The organism is Pseudomonas sp. B7(2017), assembly GCF_002112745.1.
GTDB lineage: Bacteria > Pseudomonadota > Gammaproteobacteria > Pseudomonadales > Pseudomonadaceae > Aquipseudomonas > Aquipseudomonas ekonensis.
On record NZ_NEIP01000003.1, the window covers coordinates 294,051 to 310,161 of the forward strand.

16 protein-coding genes are annotated in these 16,111 nt (G+C 66.1%); 5 read left to right on the forward strand and 11 right to left on the reverse strand.

All coding sequences use genetic code 11. The annotated features are described in order from the left end of the window. The 5 genes from ccoN (at nucleotide 1) to CAG29_RS07780 (ending at nucleotide 5,192) form a co-directional block, all read left to right on the forward strand. On the forward strand, nucleotides 1–1,428 hold the full coding sequence (ccoN, locus tag CAG29_RS07760) for a cytochrome-c oxidase, cbb3-type subunit I (protein ID WP_085582452.1): 1,428 nt from the start codon (nucleotides 1–3) through the stop codon (nucleotides 1,426–1,428). 14 nt (nucleotides 1,429–1,442) lie between these two features. Next, nucleotides 1,443–1,664, forward strand: a complete 222-nt coding sequence (locus tag CAG29_RS07765) for a CcoQ/FixQ family Cbb3-type cytochrome c oxidase assembly chaperone (protein ID WP_085582450.1) — start codon at nucleotides 1,443–1,445, stop codon at nucleotides 1,662–1,664. 245 nt (nucleotides 1,665–1,909) lie between these two features. After that, nucleotides 1,910–3,298 (forward strand): hypothetical protein, encoded by a 1,389-nt coding sequence (locus CAG29_RS07770; protein ID WP_085582448.1) that lies wholly within the window; start codon nucleotides 1,910–1,912, stop codon nucleotides 3,296–3,298. 51 nt (nucleotides 3,299–3,349) lie between these two features. Further along, nucleotides 3,350–4,336: a halovibrin HvnC gene (locus CAG29_RS07775; RefSeq protein ID WP_085694151.1), complete on the forward strand. Its 987-nt coding sequence runs from the start codon at nucleotides 3,350–3,352 to the stop codon at nucleotides 4,334–4,336. A gap of 163 nt (nucleotides 4,337–4,499) precedes the next feature. Then, nucleotides 4,500–5,192, forward strand: a complete 693-nt coding sequence (locus tag CAG29_RS07780) for an aspartate/glutamate racemase family protein (RefSeq protein WP_085694153.1) — start codon at nucleotides 4,500–4,502, stop codon at nucleotides 5,190–5,192. A 1-nt stretch (nucleotide 5,193) separates the two neighbouring features. On the opposite strand, the gene CAG29_RS07785 is transcribed toward CAG29_RS07780, so the two are convergent. The 11 genes from CAG29_RS07785 to CAG29_RS29000 all read right to left on the reverse strand — a co-directional run bounded on the left by CAG29_RS07785 (nucleotide 5,194) and on the right by CAG29_RS29000 (nucleotide 15,958). Continuing rightward, nucleotides 5,194–5,712: a GNAT family N-acetyltransferase gene (locus CAG29_RS07785; RefSeq protein ID WP_085632777.1), complete on the reverse strand. Its 519-nt coding sequence runs from the start codon at nucleotides 5,710–5,712 to the stop codon at nucleotides 5,194–5,196. Between the two features lie 73 nt (nucleotides 5,713–5,785). Continuing rightward, entirely contained in the window at nucleotides 5,786–6,763 is a 978-nt protein-coding gene (locus tag CAG29_RS07790) for a LysR family transcriptional regulator (RefSeq protein ID WP_085582440.1), read from the reverse strand. A gap of 158 nt (nucleotides 6,764–6,921) precedes the next feature. After that, a complete protein-coding gene (locus CAG29_RS07795; protein WP_085694155.1) occupies nucleotides 6,922–7,869 on the reverse strand; it encodes a peptidylprolyl isomerase in 948 nt (315 codons plus the stop codon). Beyond that, the gene (locus CAG29_RS07800) at nucleotides 7,866–8,336 is read right to left on the reverse strand and encodes a YbjN domain-containing protein (RefSeq protein WP_085582436.1); all 471 of its coding nucleotides are present in this window, start codon (nucleotides 8,334–8,336) and stop codon (nucleotides 7,866–7,868) included. Before CAG29_RS07800 ends, CAG29_RS07795 begins: the two co-directional genes overlap by 4 nt. 18 nt (nucleotides 8,337–8,354) lie before the next feature. Then, nucleotides 8,355–8,984 (reverse strand): DNA repair protein, encoded by a 630-nt coding sequence (locus CAG29_RS07805; protein WP_085582434.1) that lies wholly within the window; start codon nucleotides 8,982–8,984, stop codon nucleotides 8,355–8,357. Nucleotides 8,985–9,001: 17 nt separating this feature from the next. After that, nucleotides 9,002–10,705, reverse strand: coding sequence for a putative porin (locus CAG29_RS07810; RefSeq protein WP_085656506.1), 1,704 nt, complete (start codon nucleotides 10,703–10,705; stop codon nucleotides 9,002–9,004). 39 nt (nucleotides 10,706–10,744) lie between these two features. After that, on the reverse strand, nucleotides 10,745–11,452 hold the full coding sequence (locus CAG29_RS07815) for a TonB C-terminal domain-containing protein (RefSeq protein WP_085582430.1): 708 nt from the start codon (nucleotides 11,450–11,452) through the stop codon (nucleotides 10,745–10,747). Between the two features lie 3 nt (nucleotides 11,453–11,455). Continuing rightward, the gene (locus CAG29_RS07820; RefSeq protein WP_025110048.1) at nucleotides 11,456–11,881 is read right to left on the reverse strand and encodes a biopolymer transporter ExbD; all 426 of its coding nucleotides are present in this window, start codon (nucleotides 11,879–11,881) and stop codon (nucleotides 11,456–11,458) included. Between the two features lie 11 nt (nucleotides 11,882–11,892). Further along, nucleotides 11,893–13,692 carry a DUF2341 domain-containing protein gene (locus tag CAG29_RS07825; protein ID WP_085582428.1) on the reverse strand — a complete coding sequence of 600 codons (1,800 nt, stop codon included), beginning with the start codon at nucleotides 13,690–13,692 and terminating at the stop codon, nucleotides 11,893–11,895. Nucleotides 13,693–13,706: 14 nt separating this feature from the next. Beyond that, entirely contained in the window at nucleotides 13,707–15,296 is a 1,590-nt protein-coding gene (locus CAG29_RS07830; protein WP_085694157.1) for a ShlB/FhaC/HecB family hemolysin secretion/activation protein, read from the reverse strand. A gap of 59 nt (nucleotides 15,297–15,355) precedes the next feature. After that, nucleotides 15,356–15,958, reverse strand: a complete 603-nt coding sequence (locus CAG29_RS29000; protein ID WP_371916620.1) for a transposase — start codon at nucleotides 15,956–15,958, stop codon at nucleotides 15,356–15,358. Between the last annotated feature and the right edge of the window lie 153 nt (nucleotides 15,959–16,111).

Consider the following 16,111-nt stretch of genomic DNA (forward strand, 5'->3'; position numbering starts at 1 on the left):
ATGAGCACAGCAGCAACCGGACAGGCCTACAACTACAAGGTCGTCCGCCAATTTGTCATCGCAACCGTTTTCTGGGGTGTGGTCGGCATGGCGATGGGGGTATGGATCGCCTCGCAACTGGTTTGGCCCGACATGAACCTCGACCTGCCGTGGACCACCTTCGGCCGCCTGCGGCCCCTGCACACGAGCCTGGTGATCTTCGGCTTCGCCGGCAGCGCCCAGTTCGCCGCCAGCTACTACGCGGTGCAGCGCACCTGCCAGGTGCGGCTGTATTCGGACCGGCTCGCGGCGTTCACCTTCTGGGGCTGGCAGGCGGTGATCGTGATCATGTTCATCACCCTGCCGATGGGCTACACCACCACCAAGGAGTACGCCGAGATCGAATTCTCCGGCGCGGTCTGGATGGCGGTGGTCTGGGTGGCCTACGGCGTGGTGTTCTTCACCACTGTGGTGCAACGCAAGACCAAGCACATCTACGTCGGCAACTGGTTCTTCGGCGCGTTCATCCTGGTGATCGCGATGCTGCACGTGGTCAATCACCTGTCGATCCCGGTGGACTGGTTCAAGTCCTACCCGGTGTACTCCGGCGCCACCGACGCCATGGTGCAGTGGTGGTACGGCCACAACGCGGTGGGTTTCTTCCTGACCACCGGCTTCCTGGGGATGATGTACTACTTCGTGCCCAAGCAAGTGAACCGGCCGGTGTATTCGTACCGGTTGTCGATCGTGCACTTCTGGGCGCTGATCACCCTGTACATCTGGGCAGGTCCCCACCACCTGCACTACACCGCCCTGCCCGACTGGGCGCAGTCGCTGGGCATGGCGATGTCGCTGATCCTGCTGGCGCCGAGCTGGGGCGGCATGATCAACGGCATGATGACGCTGTCCGGCGCCTGGCATCAGTTGCGCACCGACCCGATCCTGCGGTTCCTGGTGCTGTCGCTGGCGTTCTACGGCATGTCCACCTTCGAAGGCCCGATGATGGCGATCAAGACCGTCAACGCCCTCTCCCACTACACCGACTGGACCATCGGCCACGTGCACGCCGGGGCGCTGGGCTGGGTGGCGATGATCACTTTCGGCGCCACCTACCACATGGTGCCCAAAGTGTTCGGCCGCGAACGCATGCACAGCACGCCGCTGATCAACCTGCACTTCTGGCTGGCGACCATCGGCACCGTGCTCTACATTGCCTCGATGTGGGTCAACGGCATCACCCAGGGCCTGATGTGGCGCGCGATCAACGAAGACGGCACGCTGACGTACTCCTTCGTCGAAGCGCTGCAGGCCAGCCATCCGGGCTTCATCGTGCGCTTCGCCGGCGGGGTGTTCTTCCTCAGCGGCATGCTGCTGATGGCCTACAACGTGTGGCGCACCGTGCGGGTGGCGGACGTGGCGTTGGCCCATCGCGACGCGCAGATCGCCTAGGCAAGGAGGCGGCCATGTTCGAGATGTTCCTGAATGGGCTGGGGGTGCTGTTTCTGTGGCTGTCGGTGGAGTACTGCCTGCGCCACGAAACCGCCCAAAGCCTCGACGACGCCAGCCTCACGCCGTTCGCCGACGACCCGGAAGTGGCGCGGCGGGTGGAGCTGGCCACCGGCAAGACGGTGAAGGCCGTGGCGCCGGAGGAGGCCAAGCCGGGCTGGGTCAACATGGACATGTGACCCTGCGGGAGCGGGCCTGCCCGCGATGAAGCCGGTGCCGGCGATGGCGGTTCGTCGGACAGGCCGCCATCGCCGGCAGGCGGGCTCCCACCGGTTTCAGCACAGATCCGGAAAACGACCGACGGTGGTCTTTTCTGCGTACTTTGAGAGGGCACCTGTCAGATCTGACAGGTGCCCGGCCGCGCCTGCGGGTGTTTGATATCGCTGACTCGTCAACGCGATATCGGCACGACAGGAGCGCGACCATGAACACGCCAGACAACAACAATCAGCCGTTGGTCATCGACCGGCCCGCCATTCCCGGCCTGACGGTTCCGGTGGTTCATCCTGAGGCCCCCGACGGCGGCATTGCGCTGTCGCTCATCAGTAACGGCATACTCCGTGTGTCGTGCGATCCGTGGCTGAACATGGCACCGCGCGACTTCGCCGAACTGCTGCTCAATGAATCGGCCACCGCCGCCGTCAGCAAGACCATTCAGCCGGGTGAAGAAAACCTGCGCTTCGACCTGAACCTGCCGGCCGCCCTCCTGCGCGACGGGATCAACCGCCTGAGCCTGCGGGTCACCCGCATCAGCCAACCCGACCCCGAAACCTCGCAACCGCTGGTGGCGCTCTTCCACACCCCGCGCCCCGGCGGCGAAGTCACGGGCACGGGCGACAACCCGAACCTGCTCATGACCCTGCCGGCGGATGTCATCGCCAACGGCGTGGATGCCGCGCGCGCGGCGCAAGGCGTGGCCGTCACCCTGCGCTACATCCACCTGCGCGAACGCGATGTCATCACCTTGAGCGCCGACGGCCGTGAAACCACCCACACCGTGACGGCCGCCCAAGCGGCGGCCGGCAGCGTGGTGATCACCCTGTTCACCGAGGCGTTCTGGCAGGACAACCCCAGGTTCCAGCTCAAGTACCGCGTCACCGACCAGATCGGCAACACCTCAGGCCCGTTGGCGATCTGGTCCGCGACCACCGAGATCGACGTGCACATCCGCACGCCGGCACTGGACCTCAGACCGCCGAAAGTGCTGGAGGCCAAGGACGCCAACGGAACCGTGCTGAACTTCGTGCGCGACTTCTACGAGGCCCAGTACGCCACGGTCGAGGTGAACTACACCGGATCGGCGCCGGGCCAGACCGTGAAAGTGTACTGGGTGGGGCGCAACTCGACCTTCGGCAGCGAAATCCAGACCGTCACCACCGCAGGCCAGACCCTGACCTTCCGTGTGCCCCGCGAGGAAGTGGTCGACTGCATCGCCAACAGCGCGAAAATCTCGTATACCGTGCGGTTGCCGGGCACCCAGCCAGACATACCGTCGAGAAACCTAGACATCAACGTCACCGCGCAAAAGCACCTGCTGGGTGAACCGACTCTCAACGCCAACAAGACAAACCTGCGCGCCTACTACCCTCCTCTGGAAGGGAGCCACAAGGTGCGCATCTCTCTGACGGTGGGCACCATCCGCCACCACAGCGACGAGTTCGGCATCACCCAGCCGCAGTACACCGACGTCGCCGTCCCCCCCGCCTGGATCAGCAACAACCGGGGCAAGACCGGCCTGTTCAACTACACCCTGCACCGTACCGGCACCAGCGAGCCGATCATCTTTTCCTGGTATCTGCGGGTGACGATCTAGGGACGCGCCACACGAAACACCAAAGTGCCCGACCGGGCGAAGGAGCACGTCATGCGCAAAGCCATCGGAATCTTCTTGTTCGTCCTGCTGGCCGGTTGCTCGCAAGTCGCGACGCAGCCGCCGGCGACCGTCAACGTCAACGTCAGCGCCAACGGCAGCGGCACCCAGGTGCTCGACGGCCCGGCCATCGTCACGCAGTTGAAGACGCTCTACGGCCGGAAATTCCCCAACTGCTTCAACTCCGACTCGCAGCCGGCGTTCCTCTGCTCGGGGGTGACGCTGCGGGTGACGGTCAAGGATCCCAACAATCAGTACAAGGTCTGGGATCCGAGCCCCAACTCGGTGAAGAACGGTGGCGTCTCGTTTTCCTATCTGCGGGCCGATGCCAATTTCGGACGCCTGGCCTGGGGGCACGGCAACGGATTCATCGTCTATCCGATTTTCGAAGCACCGGCCGACAAGTATGACCTGGATTACCTGTGCTCCTACCCTTACGACGCCTGGACCTGGACCCGCTCGGCGACGGAGGTCTGCGTGGCCCACCCCGACTATCCCCAACAGAGCCAGCTCTGCCACAACGCCGGCGTGACCACGGCGGAGCAGTGGTATGACGTGTGGTCGATCGCCGGCGGCAACCGGAACCAGCGCCAGTGCGGCTTCGACATATCGGATGACCGCAACCAACTCGCGGGCCCGGCGTTCTATCAGTCCATCCGGGCCAGAGCGCTCGCCAACGTGTCCGGGGTCAACGAACACAATGAAATCCTGATCAAGACCTGGTGCGACCCGCTGTCGGCAGACCCTGCCAAGTCGTGCGCCCAGAGCTTCCCGCCGAACAAGTTCCCGCTCATGGCGTTCTTCTACATCTACGGCGGAAGCGATGCCGGACTGGCCGAGGCCCAGTACAACCAAAGGGACTTCTACAACTCGACCGACCCGAAGATCCTCGTGCCGATCATCCGGCTGACGCCGCCCTCCACGCCAGGCGTCGATTCATCGTTTTCCTACGATCCGGCCGATCAAGCTGTGACACCGTAAGCCCGGCGTGCGGCGGGAAACCGCTTCGGGGCGGATGACGCTGCGCAACACTTTGCAACTGAATGGGCGCTACAGTTGATTTGCGCTGGCATCCGCCGCCGAACCGCCGGAAACTCCCCTCAGGCCTGGCGCATCCGCGCAGGCCACAGCCTGAGGACATCCAATGCGCACCATCGGCCTGATCGGCGGCATGAGCTGGGAATCCAGCGCCGAATACTATCGCCTCATCAACCAGCAGGTCCGTGACCGGTTCGGGCCGCTGCGGTCTGCGCAGCTGCTGATGCACAGCGTGGATTTCGGTCCGGTCGAGCAGGCCCAGCACGCCGGGCGCTGGGACGACGCGGCGGCGATCCTGGTGGATGCCGCGCGCCGGCTGGAGGCCGGCGGCGCCGAATGCGTGGTGCTGTGCACCAACACCATGCACAAGGTGGCCGAGCCGATCCAGGCCGCCGTCGGCATTCCGTTCCTGCACATCGCCGAACCCGCCGCCCATGCGGCCCTGGAGATCGGCGCCAACACCGTCGGCCTGCTCGGCACGGCGTTCACCATGGAGCAGGACTTCCTCAAGCAGCGGCTGCACGCCCAGGGCCTGAACGTGCTGGTGCCGGACGAGGCCGAACGCCGTGCGGTGCACCGGATCATCTACGAAGAGCTTTGTGTCGGCGTGATCAGCGAAACGTCACGGCAGACCTATCAGCGGGTGATCGAATCCCTGACCGCCCGGGGCGCCCAGGCGATCATCCTCGGCTGCACGGAAATCGGCCTGCTGATCAAGCCCGAGCACAGCGCCCTGCCCCTGCTCGACACCACCGCGCTGCATGCGCAGGCGGCGGTGGCGTTCGCCCTGGACGACTGAGTCACGCCTTGGGGCGCGGGCGCAGGCGGGCCATGCTAAGGGTGTCGACCCATTGCCCGTCGCGCACGGCGTAGTCACGCAACAGCCCCTCGGTCTCGAAGCCGAACTTGCGGTACAGGCCGATGGCGGCGTCGTTGTCGGCGTACACGGTGAGCTCGACCCGGTGCAGATTCATCCAGTTGTCGGCGACGTCCAGCGCCGCCGCCAGCAGCCGGGAACCGACGCCCTTGCCCTGCCACGCCAAGGCGACGGCCATGCCGAAACTGGCGGCATGGCTGCGGCGCATCCGCGAGTACGCTTCAAGCCCCAGGTTGCCGATCACCGCGCCCTGGTGCAGCGCCACCAGCTTCACCGCCCGTTCGTTGTCCGCCAGCAGCCGCTGGCGCCAGACCTCGCTGGACTGAAACGGCATCTGCAGCACCTGCCGACCCACGGCCGGATCGTTGTAGAGCGCGGTGACACCCTCGACGTGGGATTCGTTGAAGCGTTCGAGGTGGATGGCGACGTTGTCGTCAGGCATGGCGGATCCCTCCTGGATCGGTTGCATGGCGGTTCACTCTAATCCGCCACCCATCATGTGATCCAGCGTCAGGCTATTCGAACCATTCCTGCCGCTCGCTGAACGTGTGGCGGATCAGTCCGGCCAACGCCTGCACCTCGGCCGATGCCTGCGACTCGGCATTCACCGCCAGCCACGCCTGCAACCGCATCGGCTCGTCGAACAGCCCCGGCAACGCCACCAGGCCCCGGTCGAAGCGGCCCATGTACATCGGCAGCAGACCGATGCAGGCGCTGCAACGGATCATCTCCAGCATCAGCTCATAGGACTGCATCTGCACCACCCCGGCCAGGCGTTGTTCGACCAGGTTGTTCCAGGGGCGAAAACCGTCGATCTGACGGTCGTGACGCCACTGCACCAGCATGAAGTCGGCCAGGTCGTCGAGGGTGTCCGGGCGCGCCGTCACCCGCGAATAGCGCTTGGCGATGTGCGGCAGGTAGTCCAGGGTCGCCAGGCGTTGCGGTTCGTCGGTGGCGAAGGTCGGGCCGGGATGGGGACTGTCGCCGGGGGCCAGCCACAGCACCACGTCGGCGCTCACTGCCCGCAGCGCCAGTTCGCTGTCCACCGAGATGATCTCCAGGCGCACGCTGGCGTTGCGGCGCAGCAGCGCGATCAGGTCGCGGCCCAGGATGTCGTGCAGGATCGACTCGGCCACGGCCAGGCGTACCAGCGGCTGCTCGACCACCGGCAGCTTCCGCTCATGGGCCAGGGCGATCAGCCGCGCCTGCAACTGCTGGCCTTCGCGGGTCAGGCTCAGGGCGCTGCCCTGGAAGCTGAACAGCGCGCATTGCAGTTGCTGCTCCAACTGCGCCAGTTGCTTGCGCAGCAAGGTCGAACGCACGTTGAGGCTGCGGGCCGCCTGCATGAAGCAACCGCAGCGGGCGCTTACCAGGAAGTATTGCGCCACGTCGCCGTCGAGGGCGGCGGCCCGGGCCTGCCAGGGTTCCTCCTTGTCCTGCGGCCAGCGGTATTCGGGGCTGCCCTGTCGTCCTGCGGGTTCGGTGAATGACATCGATGACTCCCTGTCGATCTTTGTTGTTTGCCTGTGCACTCGTCCTTCGTGGGCGCTGGCTTGCCAGCGATGCGGTCGGCCGATCCAACCTGTCTGGTGACTGACACGCAGCCATCGCCGACAAGCCAGTGCCCACAAGGTTCAGCGGTGGATCCGAATTACCGTTTTCCCTCCAGCACCTTGTTGAGTTCAGCCCCGTCGATGCTCAGCGTCGCGGTGTTGAGCATGCCGTCCAGGTACGCCTGGGCGATCTGCTCCTGGCGCCGGGCACGCAACGCCTGGGTCAGTTGGTCACGCAGCTCGTCCAGGGTCGCGGTGCGGGCCGGCTGCAGCTCGGTGAGTTTGATCACGTGAAAGCCCGCCGCGCTCTGCACCGGCTCCGACACCGCGCCGACCTTCAGCCGCGCCACCGCGCCACGCACCTCCGGCACCAGTTGCTGCAACGGTTGCAGGCCGCTGTCGCCGCCCCGCTCGGCCGTGGTGCGGTTCTGGGAATACTGGCCGGCCAATGCGGCGAACTCCCCCGGCGCGGCCTGGGCTTTCTTGCTCAGCTCCGACGCCTGCTTGCGCACGGCGTCGAGGTTCTGCGGATCGCCCACGCCGAGGAAAATCTGGCTGACCCGGTACAGCGCCGGGGTCACCCAGTCGGCCTTGCCGGCCTCGTAGGCCTGCTGCAGTTCGGCGGCGCTCGGGTAGTCCGCCGGCACCTCGCTGACCGACCGCAAGTAGTCGCGGAACACGATCTGCTCGGTGGCCGCGCGGGTCTGCCGGGCGACGTCGGGACGCTGCGCCCAACCCTGAGCGTCCGCCTGCTCCAGCACGGCCTTTTCGGCCAGCCGCGAACGGATCCAGCGCTCCAGCGCCTCGCGGTTGCCTTGCAGCTGTGCGCGGGACGCCGGCGGCAGGCTGGCCAACAGCGCCTGCACCTCCTGCGGCGACACCTGCTGATTGCCCAGGCGGGCCAGCGCTGGCCCCGCCTCGGCCTGCATCGACGGCGCCGGCTGCTGAGCGGCGACCGGGTCGCTGCCCGGCCGCACCGCCAACGCCACGGCCACCACCAGCAGCGCCACCGTCGCGGCGCCCATCACCATGGCAGGCTTTTTCACAGCACGGCTTCCTCTTGCGCGGCCGCTTCGGCGTTCACCGCCGGCGCGGCAGCCTGCTGGCTGAAATCACGCAGGTACACGATGAATTCCTGAAGCAGGCGGTCCCACAGTTCCAGGTTGCCGCGCAGGTGCGCCGCGCTGACGCCCGCCGCCACCACCACGTCCATTTCCATCACCAGGAATTCACCCTGCAACGACAGCCTTGCGAAGCGGCGCGAGGCGTTCCACTGCTCGGCCACCCCGGCCGGCAGCTCGCCCTGCACCCGCAGCGCGCAACTAAAGGTGAAGTCCACGAAACCGCCGGCCTCCGGCGCCGGGTTGCCGAAGCGCACCGCGTAGCCGATGCCTTGGCTTGCGCTGAGCAACTGGACGATGCCGTTCTGTTCGGTCCGGTTGACCCGGTAACCGGCGGCTTGCAGCACTTCGGTCAACGAGGCCGGGGTCACGTGGCTGATCAATTGAGTCATGGTCGCTTCCTTGTCAAATCACTGGGCGAGCGCCGTTTTCGGCGCATCGAAATGGGTCTTGTAGAGCTCGTCGCCGAAGCCCTGGGCCAGTTCGTCGAACTTGACCCGGGCGCTGCCCGCGAAGGGCTGACGGATCTTCATCACCTGGGCCACATCGATGTTTTCGTAGGCGGTGAGGATCTCCTTGGCGACGCCGTACATTTGCTGATTCTTGACCGAACATTGCTGCACTTGTGTGTCACGTTCGGCCAATTGCGCCTGAAGCTTAGACCGTTCCGCCTCTTTGGCACGGGCCATGGCCAGCAGCTCGTCATAGGCCTTCTTGAACTTGCCGACCTGCTCGTTGCTGGCGGCCACCTGAGCCTGAGCCTGGCTGTGCAGGCTCTGCTGCTGGCCGGCCAACTGCTCGGCGACGCCCTTGGCCTTGGCCAGTTCGGCGGTCAATTGCTTGATCTGCGCCTGCGCCGCCTTGGCCTCGTTCTGCGCCGCCAACTGGGCGGCGCTGGCCTGGGCCTGCTGGCTCTGCAGGGCCTGCAATTGCTGGGCGGTGCTGCGCAGTTGGGTGCGCAGGCGCTCCTCCATGCCTTCGGCGCTCGCGCCGGTGGCGACCAACAGGCCCAGACCGAGCCACAGAAAACGCGTGTCCATTACCCTCTCCCGGCGCCTCAGAAGCGCGTGTTGATCTCAAGCTGCATGACATCGATGTCGAACGGCGCGCCGTACACCGCCTCGGTGCTCATCCAGCGGCCGGTGGCGTAGACGTTCTTGGCCAGCCCGTAGTTGCCGCCCAGGATGTAGCCCTTGGCGTTGGTGCCGCCCAGGTGGAACGAGGAATCGTTGAAGCCGTCCGGCAAGGCGTCCGGCTGGATGTACTTGTAGCCGGCGAACAGGTTCCAGTCGCCTTGCTTCTTCAGATCCAGCGCGTTGCCGAGGGTGAACTGCACCATCCAGGCGTTGGCGCCGCTCTTGATCTGGCCGTCGCTGCCCAGGTTGTTGACGATCTGCCCGGCCGAGCGCTTGCGCATGTCGCCTTCGTCGTAGCCCAGGTTGTGGATGTAGTTGCCTTGGCCGCGCAGCTTGAAGTCCTGCGGCAGATCCGCGTCCCAGACCAGGTTCAGGTCCAGCAGGTTGAACTCCGACGCCAGGCCGACGAACTGCGGCTGCGGCGTGCCCGCCGGGTTGAGCGGGTTGGGCGTGATGTCGCGCAGCAGGAACACGCTGTTGCCCTTCTGCATGAACGCGGCGCGGGTGCCGTCGCTGTCGCAGCCCGGTTCCCCGGCCCATGGCCGGCAAGGGCTGGAGCGTTGGCCTTCGATGTCGTCGAAGCGGTAGTACGCCAACGCGCCCTTGAGCCGGTTGTCGCTGTTGATCGCCCACTTGGCGCCGATCTGCGCGCCGTACAGCCACTTGTTGTCGCTTTCTTCCTTGTCGAAGCCGTTGCTGGTGGTGGTGTCGTTGGTGTAGTCCACCGGGAACGCGCCGACGGTGCCGAACACGCCCCAGTCGCGGCTGAGCTTGCGGTCGAAGATCGCCGCTATGCCATCGAAGTTCAGGTCGTTGGAATACAGCATGTCGGTGGACATGAACGGGTTGGCGAAACGTCCGCCGGTCAGGGTCAGCTCATCCGACGGTTTCCAGGTCAGGTAGCCCTGGTCGAGCCAGATGTCTTTCTTGGCGAAGCCGCCGCCCAGGTTCTGGGTGGTGGACACCGGGTTGTTGTCCGAACCGGTGCCGATGCGTACGCCGGCGGTCCACTGCGGCGCGATCTCGGCCTTCATGCCCAACCGGGCGCGCAGGCGGAACAGGTTCTCGCGGTCCTCGCGGGTGTTGAGCAACGGCGGCAGGTTGGTGCTGCTGTTGGGGTTCACGTCGTACGGGCCGTTGTTGTTGAGCTTGGCGAAGTCGACGATCTCGTTGCTGTTGCTGCCCGAGTAGTAGCGCGACTCGTCGCGCAGGCGGATGTCGCCGTCGAAACTGATGCGCGCGACCCACTCCGGAAAGGTGTTGGGCTGGGCCCAGTTCTCTTGCTTGGCGGTGGCCATGACCTCGGCCTTGACCTGATCGCGGATCTGGTCGCGCACCGCGGCCGGCACGTACTGCACGCGCACGTCCCCCGGCGCGGCGACCGGGCCTGCCGCCACGGCGACCGAGGCGGCGGCCTGCTTCGCCTGGGCGGCCTCGTTCTGGGCCTGGGCGATCAGCGCGTCGGCCTTGTCCTGCTTGAGGATGCCCTGCTCGACCAGCAAGCGGATCAGGTTGATCGTGGCGTTCTCCGAAGGCGCGGGCGCGGGCGCTGCCGCGGCCTGACCGACCAGGGTCGCGACGACCATGCCGACCGCCAGGGACAACCGGTTCACGTGGGAAATCATCTGCACACAACTCCTTTTGGCAAATCTTGAGTAATTCGGTCAGCCCGGACGCCGTCCCTGCAGGGACAGGCGCACAGGCAATGTGATGGAGGCCGGCGGCCGTTCGCTCAGGGCCGGCGCGGCACGCAGCGCCGCCAGCACCTGGGCGTCGATGTCCGGTTTGCCGCTGGACTTCGTCAATTCCACCCGGGTGATTTCGCCGGCGCCGCTGAGCCACACATCGGCCTGCAGCGAAAACGCCAGGTTGCGCAGGTCGGGGTTCTCGCGCAGCAGCTTCTGGAAGGTGAACGCCAGGAACTGGCTGTACGTGCCGTTGCCCAGGCGCCCGCCGCCGGCCCCGGCCATGCCGCCGCCCTTGCCCGCGCCGATGTTGAAGGCGTCGCTGCCGGCCTGGGCGTCGCCGTCGATCTGCATCGGGTTGGCCAGGTCGTCCGCCGGCGACGGCGGCGCTTCCTCCTCGGGCTTGACCTCTTGCGGCTCGGGGGTCGGCTCCGGCTCGACGACTTTTTCCTCCACCGGCTGCTCCGGCTCCGGCGGCTTTTCCGGGGGCGGTGGCGGCGGTGGCGGCAACGGAATGATGGTCGGCACCTTCGGCGCTTCGCGGCGGATGCCGCTCATGTCGTTGGCCCACTGCCACAGCAAATATGCCGCGAGCGCGCCGACGATCAGCCCCGCGCCCCACTTCACGTAGCGCAGCGGCGAGGCCTTCTTCACCGGCAACGGCTCGATCGGGTTGTGTGCGGTCATGGCTCAGCCCTGGCTCGGTTTGCCGGTGACGAGACCGACCTGGGACAGTTCGAGCCGGCGCAACAGGTCCAGCACCTCGATGACTTTCTGGTATTGCACCGTGGCGTCGCCGCGCACGATCACCGGGAAGTCCGGGTTCTGCGCCTTCTCGATGCGCAGGCGCTCCTCCAGCTCCGCCAGGGTCACCGGGTAGGCGTCGAGGAACACCTGGCCGCCGTCGTTGACCGAAATCGCCTTGGTCTTGGCCTCGGACAGCGACACCGCCGCGCTGGCCTTGGGCAGGTTGATCTGGATCCCGGACACCTGGGCGGTGGCGGTGAGGATGAACATCACCAGCACCACCATCAGCACGTCCACCAGCGGGGTGATGTTGATGCTGTCCACCGCTGCGTCTTCGTCATCGTCGTGGGAGGCATTTACGGACGCCATGTCAGTGCTCCTCAGGCCGGTACGGAGTGGTTGACGTGATGGCCGCGCACCTGCGCCGCCTCACTGGACTGGCCTTCGCCGTGCATCTCCGCCAGACGGGTGATGAACTCGTCGACGAACACGCGCATGTCGGCGCTGACTTCCTTGTTGCGGGTGATCAGCCGGTTGTAGCCGAACAGCGCCGGGATCGCGACGAACAGGCCCATGGCGGTGGCGAGCAGCGCGGCGGCCATGCCCGGCGCGATGGCGTTGATGTTGACGTCACCGGCCATGGCCGTGCCGAGGAACACCACCATGATCCCCAGCACGGTGCCGAGCAGGCCGATGTACGGGCCGCCGGCGATGGCGTTGGACAGGGTCGAGAGCTTGGCGCTCAGGGCCTGGTTCTCACGGGTGCGCACGCCGTCCATGGAGCAACGGATGGCCTCGATGGTGGCCGCCGACACCGACGAGGTGTCGGCGCCCTGCTCGCGGCGGGTGCGGATCTCTTTCACGGCCACCAGGTACAGGCGCCACAGCGGCGAATGCTGCAGACGCTGGGCGAGCTGAGTGTCGTCGGCGAACATCTCCAGGCGCGTGCCGACCTTGGCGAACTGCACGCGGAAATCTTCGTTGGCGGCAGTGACGCGGCCCAGGGTGCGGTTCTTGCGGATCATGATGATCCACGACTGGAACATCATCAGCACCAGCACCGCGATGATCACCCAGGCGTCCGCCGGCACCGCGTTGAGCAAAAAGCCCAGGCTGCCGAAGCCGAAGCCGGACTGTTCTTCATCGACACCGTAGGCGACCAGTTTCGACTCGGCGCCCTGGGCGGTGGCGTCGGCCAGCAGCAACGCCGCCGGGCGCGCGACCTTGGACAGGCGCAGCTCGTCGATGGCGCCCGCGAACGGCAAGTACGGGCCGGCGGCAAGGTCGGCGCCGATGGCCATGGCCGAGTTGAACGCCGGCATCGCTTGCGCCAGCGCGACGTTCTCGCGGCCGTTGACGTACAGCGCGGTCTTGCCGCCCTCGGCGGTCACCGCCAGATGTTGCCATTGGCCAGGGCTCAGCGCCTGGCCGGCGACGGCGCGCTGGCCGTCGATCTCCACGAACGGCACACCCTGATTGACCCCCACCAGCAGGCTGGCGGCGCCCTCGCGGCGGGCCAGGATCAACTGCTCGCCGTTGGCCTGATCCAGCCGCAGCCAGGCACTGAAAGTGAACGCGCTGCCGGCGCTGTGCTGCAGCGACGGGCTGGCCGGCAACAGCAGCGGCTGGCCGCTGAACTGCAAGGCGCGCCCCACCACGCCGTCGATGCTTGCGCCGGTGGCGCTCTGGGCGGTGTTGCCGTAGGCGGTGGTGTCCTTGGCCGGCGTGCCGGTGGCGCCGTCGAAGTGATAGAGCGCGGTGTAGTTCGGATCGAACGTCAGCTGGCCGTTGCCGGTGGCCGGGGCCTTCGGGTTGCCGTAGTACATCCAGATGTCCTGGCGCTGGCCGCCCTCGACGTTCGGCACATCGACCCAGACCAACGCCATGCCCATCAGCGCATCGAAGCTTTCGATCTGGTGGTTGAGCACAGTCTTGTCGTCGGCGGCCACGAAGCGCAGGTCCGAGCCGTCCTCCTTCACGCCGTCGAAGGTGAAGTTGCCGGTGTGCAGGCGCACCAGCAGCGCGGTACGGCCCAGGGCCTGCGGAATGCCTGCGCCCTGGGGCGTGGTGTCCACGGCGATCTGCTTGCGGTAGTGCCAGTCGTCCTGCCACCAGGCCTGGGCCGTGGCCGGGAGCACGAAGCCCAGGCAGATCAACAACGATAGGAAAAGGCGCTGCATGGAAAGTGCTCCTGTTAGAAAGTGGCCTGAAGGTTGAAATGCAGGCGCGATTCCTGTTTCGAGGTGTTCGGCCCTTCGAGTAGCGGGTAGCCCCAGTCGAGGCTGCCGGACAGCCATTTGCTCAGGCTGGCGCGGGTGCCGAGGCCGACGCTGGCCAGGGCGTAGTCGGCGTCCTGGTCCGGCAGCTCGTCGCGCAGGTACAGTTGCGCGCCTTCGGCGAAGGCGTAGAAGCGCCAGTCCTGCATCCAGCCGCCGACGAACTTGGCCAGCGACGGGGTGCGCAGCTCCTGGCTGAGCAGGAAGCCGTCGTCGGCGGTGCGTTCGGCCGCCAGGTAGCCGCGCACCGAGGTCGCGCCGCCGGCGGAGAACTGTTCGTTGGAGACCAGCGGCCCGGACGCGAGCTGGAACGCGGCCTTGCTTGCGCTCTGCCAGTCGTTGTCGAAGGTCCAGGTGAAATTCGTGTCGCCCTTGACCACCGCGAAGCTCGGCTTGGCGCGGTAGCGTTTGTAGTCGAACTCTTCGTCGGAGCTGCCGTAGCCGAAAATGCTGCGGGTGGCGGCCACCAGGCTCAGGCCAAGGCCCAGCTGGCTCTTTTCGGTGTAGCGGTAGCCGTTGTAGGCGAAGGTGAACGGCGCGTACTTGAGCGGCACCTTGTCGCTGTCGCCGGCCAGGGTCAGGCGTTCGTCGAAGTCCTTGAAGTCGATGCCCGCCGACAGCGAGTTCGACCAACTGCCGCTGGACGGCAGCGTGTAGATCGCCGACACCCCGTAGGAATGGCCCTTGCCCAGCACGTTGCTGCCGCCGAGGGTGGCGACGTTGCTGTCGGACTGGTAGCCGGAGAACTGCACGCTCCAGCGGTCGCTCAGCGGCGCGGTGTACGACGCCGACCAGACTTTGGCGTTGTCGGTGTCCTGGGGTGCGGTGAAGTACGTCAGGCTGAGGCTGTGACCGAGCTGCCAAAGGTTGTTGTAACCCAGGCTGGTGACAGCCCGGAGCTTTTCGGTGTCGGCGCTGTAGTCGTTGTTCAGGCCGACGCTGGCGGTCCACGGGTTCTGGTCTTCGACCTGCAGGTCCACGTCCATCGTGCCGGGGCGCTGGCCCTCGCGTACCAGCGGCATGACCTGGCGGCCCGGCGTCTTGTTCAGTTGCGCCAGTTCGCCCTGCACCTTGGCAAAGTCCGGCACCTCGCCTTCCTTGAGCGCCGGGACGTTGTCGCGGATGTCCAGCGGCGAGTAATGCTTGGCGCCGACCACCCGCACCCGGCCGACCTTGGTCTCGCTGACCTGCAGGTAGACGATGCCGTCGGCCACCGCCTGTTCCGGCAATTCGACGAACACCGATTGGTAGCCGCGATCCTGATAGGCCTTCTGCAACGCGTCCCGCGCGCCTTCGATGTCGCTCAGGGCCTTTTGCGGGCCGAGGAACGGGTACACCGCCTCTTCGATGGCCCGCGCGTCGAGCACGGTGTTGCCGCGCACGAAGTATTCGTTGACGTCCACCAGGCGCTGCGGCGCGGCGCCCTCTTCGGCGATCGCAGGCTGCGCGCCGGCCGTCACCAGCAGCCAGCCCCACAGCGCCAGCCGTGACTTGAAAATCCGTTCCACACCATTCCCCTGAATTCGCGATGGTCTACGGCGCGAAAGCGCCTTGTGTGCTGCGTCGGTCAATTGCTGGCGGCAGGCGTCCCGGCGTGCTTGCCCAGCCACGTGTGCAGCAGGGCGAAGTTCAACGAGAACTCGGGCATCTGCAGCAGCGCGCCGCAGAACACTTCGCCGATGATTTTCTGGATGAGCTGCACCGCACGCGGGTTGTTGAGCAGCGTGGCGGTGTCACGGCCGAGGGTGTTGAAGCTCCAGACCTTCTGGTTCAGGCCAAGCCCCACGAACCAGCGAAACAGCAGGTTGTAGTTGAGCTGCTCGAACAACTGCTGCTCGCTGGGCACCGAATACAGCAGCTGCAGGAGCAGGATGTGCATGACGGTCTGCGCGGGAATGACCCTGCCGGGCTCGGCATTGAGTTCATGCAGGAGGTCGCGGTGCTCGGCGAGCAGGTCATCGATCTGCGGGCGCAGCAACACCAGCGAATGGCCCGGCGGAATGTAGCTGGAGACCTCCTTCAAGGCGCCCTGCCAGTCGTCCTGCGACACGATCCAGACCCACGGCGCACCGTAGCGGTACACCGACACCGGCTTCTTGCGCGCGGCCTCGACGATCTTCGACAGGCGTTGATCGAGTTCCTGCATGCCCACTTTCGAGTAGCGTTCCATAGTCCCCATTGCCTCACTCCCGGCGTCCCGCCTCGGCTTGCGATGACCGCCCCGAAGGGCCCCTCAAGCGCGTTACATAGGCATGACCGGACTGGCGATGTGCTACCGAACTTTTGTCACAAAAGCTTCATTACCGAAGAGACGTGCACCCAT

Excerpts from the sequence above, each read along its gene's own strand:
- ccoN (WP_085582452.1), top strand. The coding sequence starts at position 1 with ATGAGCACAGCAGCAACCGGACAGGCCTACAACTACAAGGTCGTCCGC.
- CAG29_RS07765 (WP_085582450.1), top strand. The coding sequence starts at position 1,443 with ATGTTCGAGATGTTCCTGAATGGGCTGGGGGTGCTGTTTCTGTGGCTG.
- CAG29_RS07770 (WP_085582448.1), top strand. The coding sequence starts at position 1,910 with ATGAACACGCCAGACAACAACAATCAGCCGTTGGTCATCGACCGGCCC.
- CAG29_RS07775 (WP_085694151.1), top strand. The coding sequence starts at position 3,350 with ATGCGCAAAGCCATCGGAATCTTCTTGTTCGTCCTGCTGGCCGGTTGC.
- CAG29_RS07780 (WP_085694153.1), top strand. The coding sequence starts at position 4,500 with ATGCGCACCATCGGCCTGATCGGCGGCATGAGCTGGGAATCCAGCGCC.
- CAG29_RS07785 (WP_085632777.1), bottom strand. The coding sequence starts at position 5,712 with ATGCCTGACGACAACGTCGCCATCCACCTCGAACGCTTCAACGAATCC.
- CAG29_RS07790 (WP_085582440.1), bottom strand. The coding sequence starts at position 6,763 with ATGTCATTCACCGAACCCGCAGGACGACAGGGCAGCCCCGAATACCGC.
- CAG29_RS07800 (WP_085582436.1), bottom strand. The coding sequence starts at position 8,336 with ATGACTCAATTGATCAGCCACGTGACCCCGGCCTCGTTGACCGAAGTG.
- CAG29_RS07805 (WP_085582434.1), bottom strand. The coding sequence starts at position 8,984 with ATGGACACGCGTTTTCTGTGGCTCGGTCTGGGCCTGTTGGTCGCCACC.
- CAG29_RS07810 (WP_085656506.1), bottom strand. The coding sequence starts at position 10,705 with ATGATTTCCCACGTGAACCGGTTGTCCCTGGCGGTCGGCATGGTCGTC.
- CAG29_RS07815 (WP_085582430.1), bottom strand. The coding sequence starts at position 11,452 with ATGACCGCACACAACCCGATCGAGCCGTTGCCGGTGAAGAAGGCCTCG.
- CAG29_RS07820 (WP_025110048.1), bottom strand. The coding sequence starts at position 11,881 with ATGGCGTCCGTAAATGCCTCCCACGACGATGACGAAGACGCAGCGGTG.
- CAG29_RS07825 (WP_085582428.1), bottom strand. The coding sequence starts at position 13,692 with ATGCAGCGCCTTTTCCTATCGTTGTTGATCTGCCTGGGCTTCGTGCTC.
- CAG29_RS29000 (WP_371916620.1), bottom strand. The coding sequence starts at position 15,958 with ATGGAACGCTACTCGAAAGTGGGCATGCAGGAACTCGATCAACGCCTG.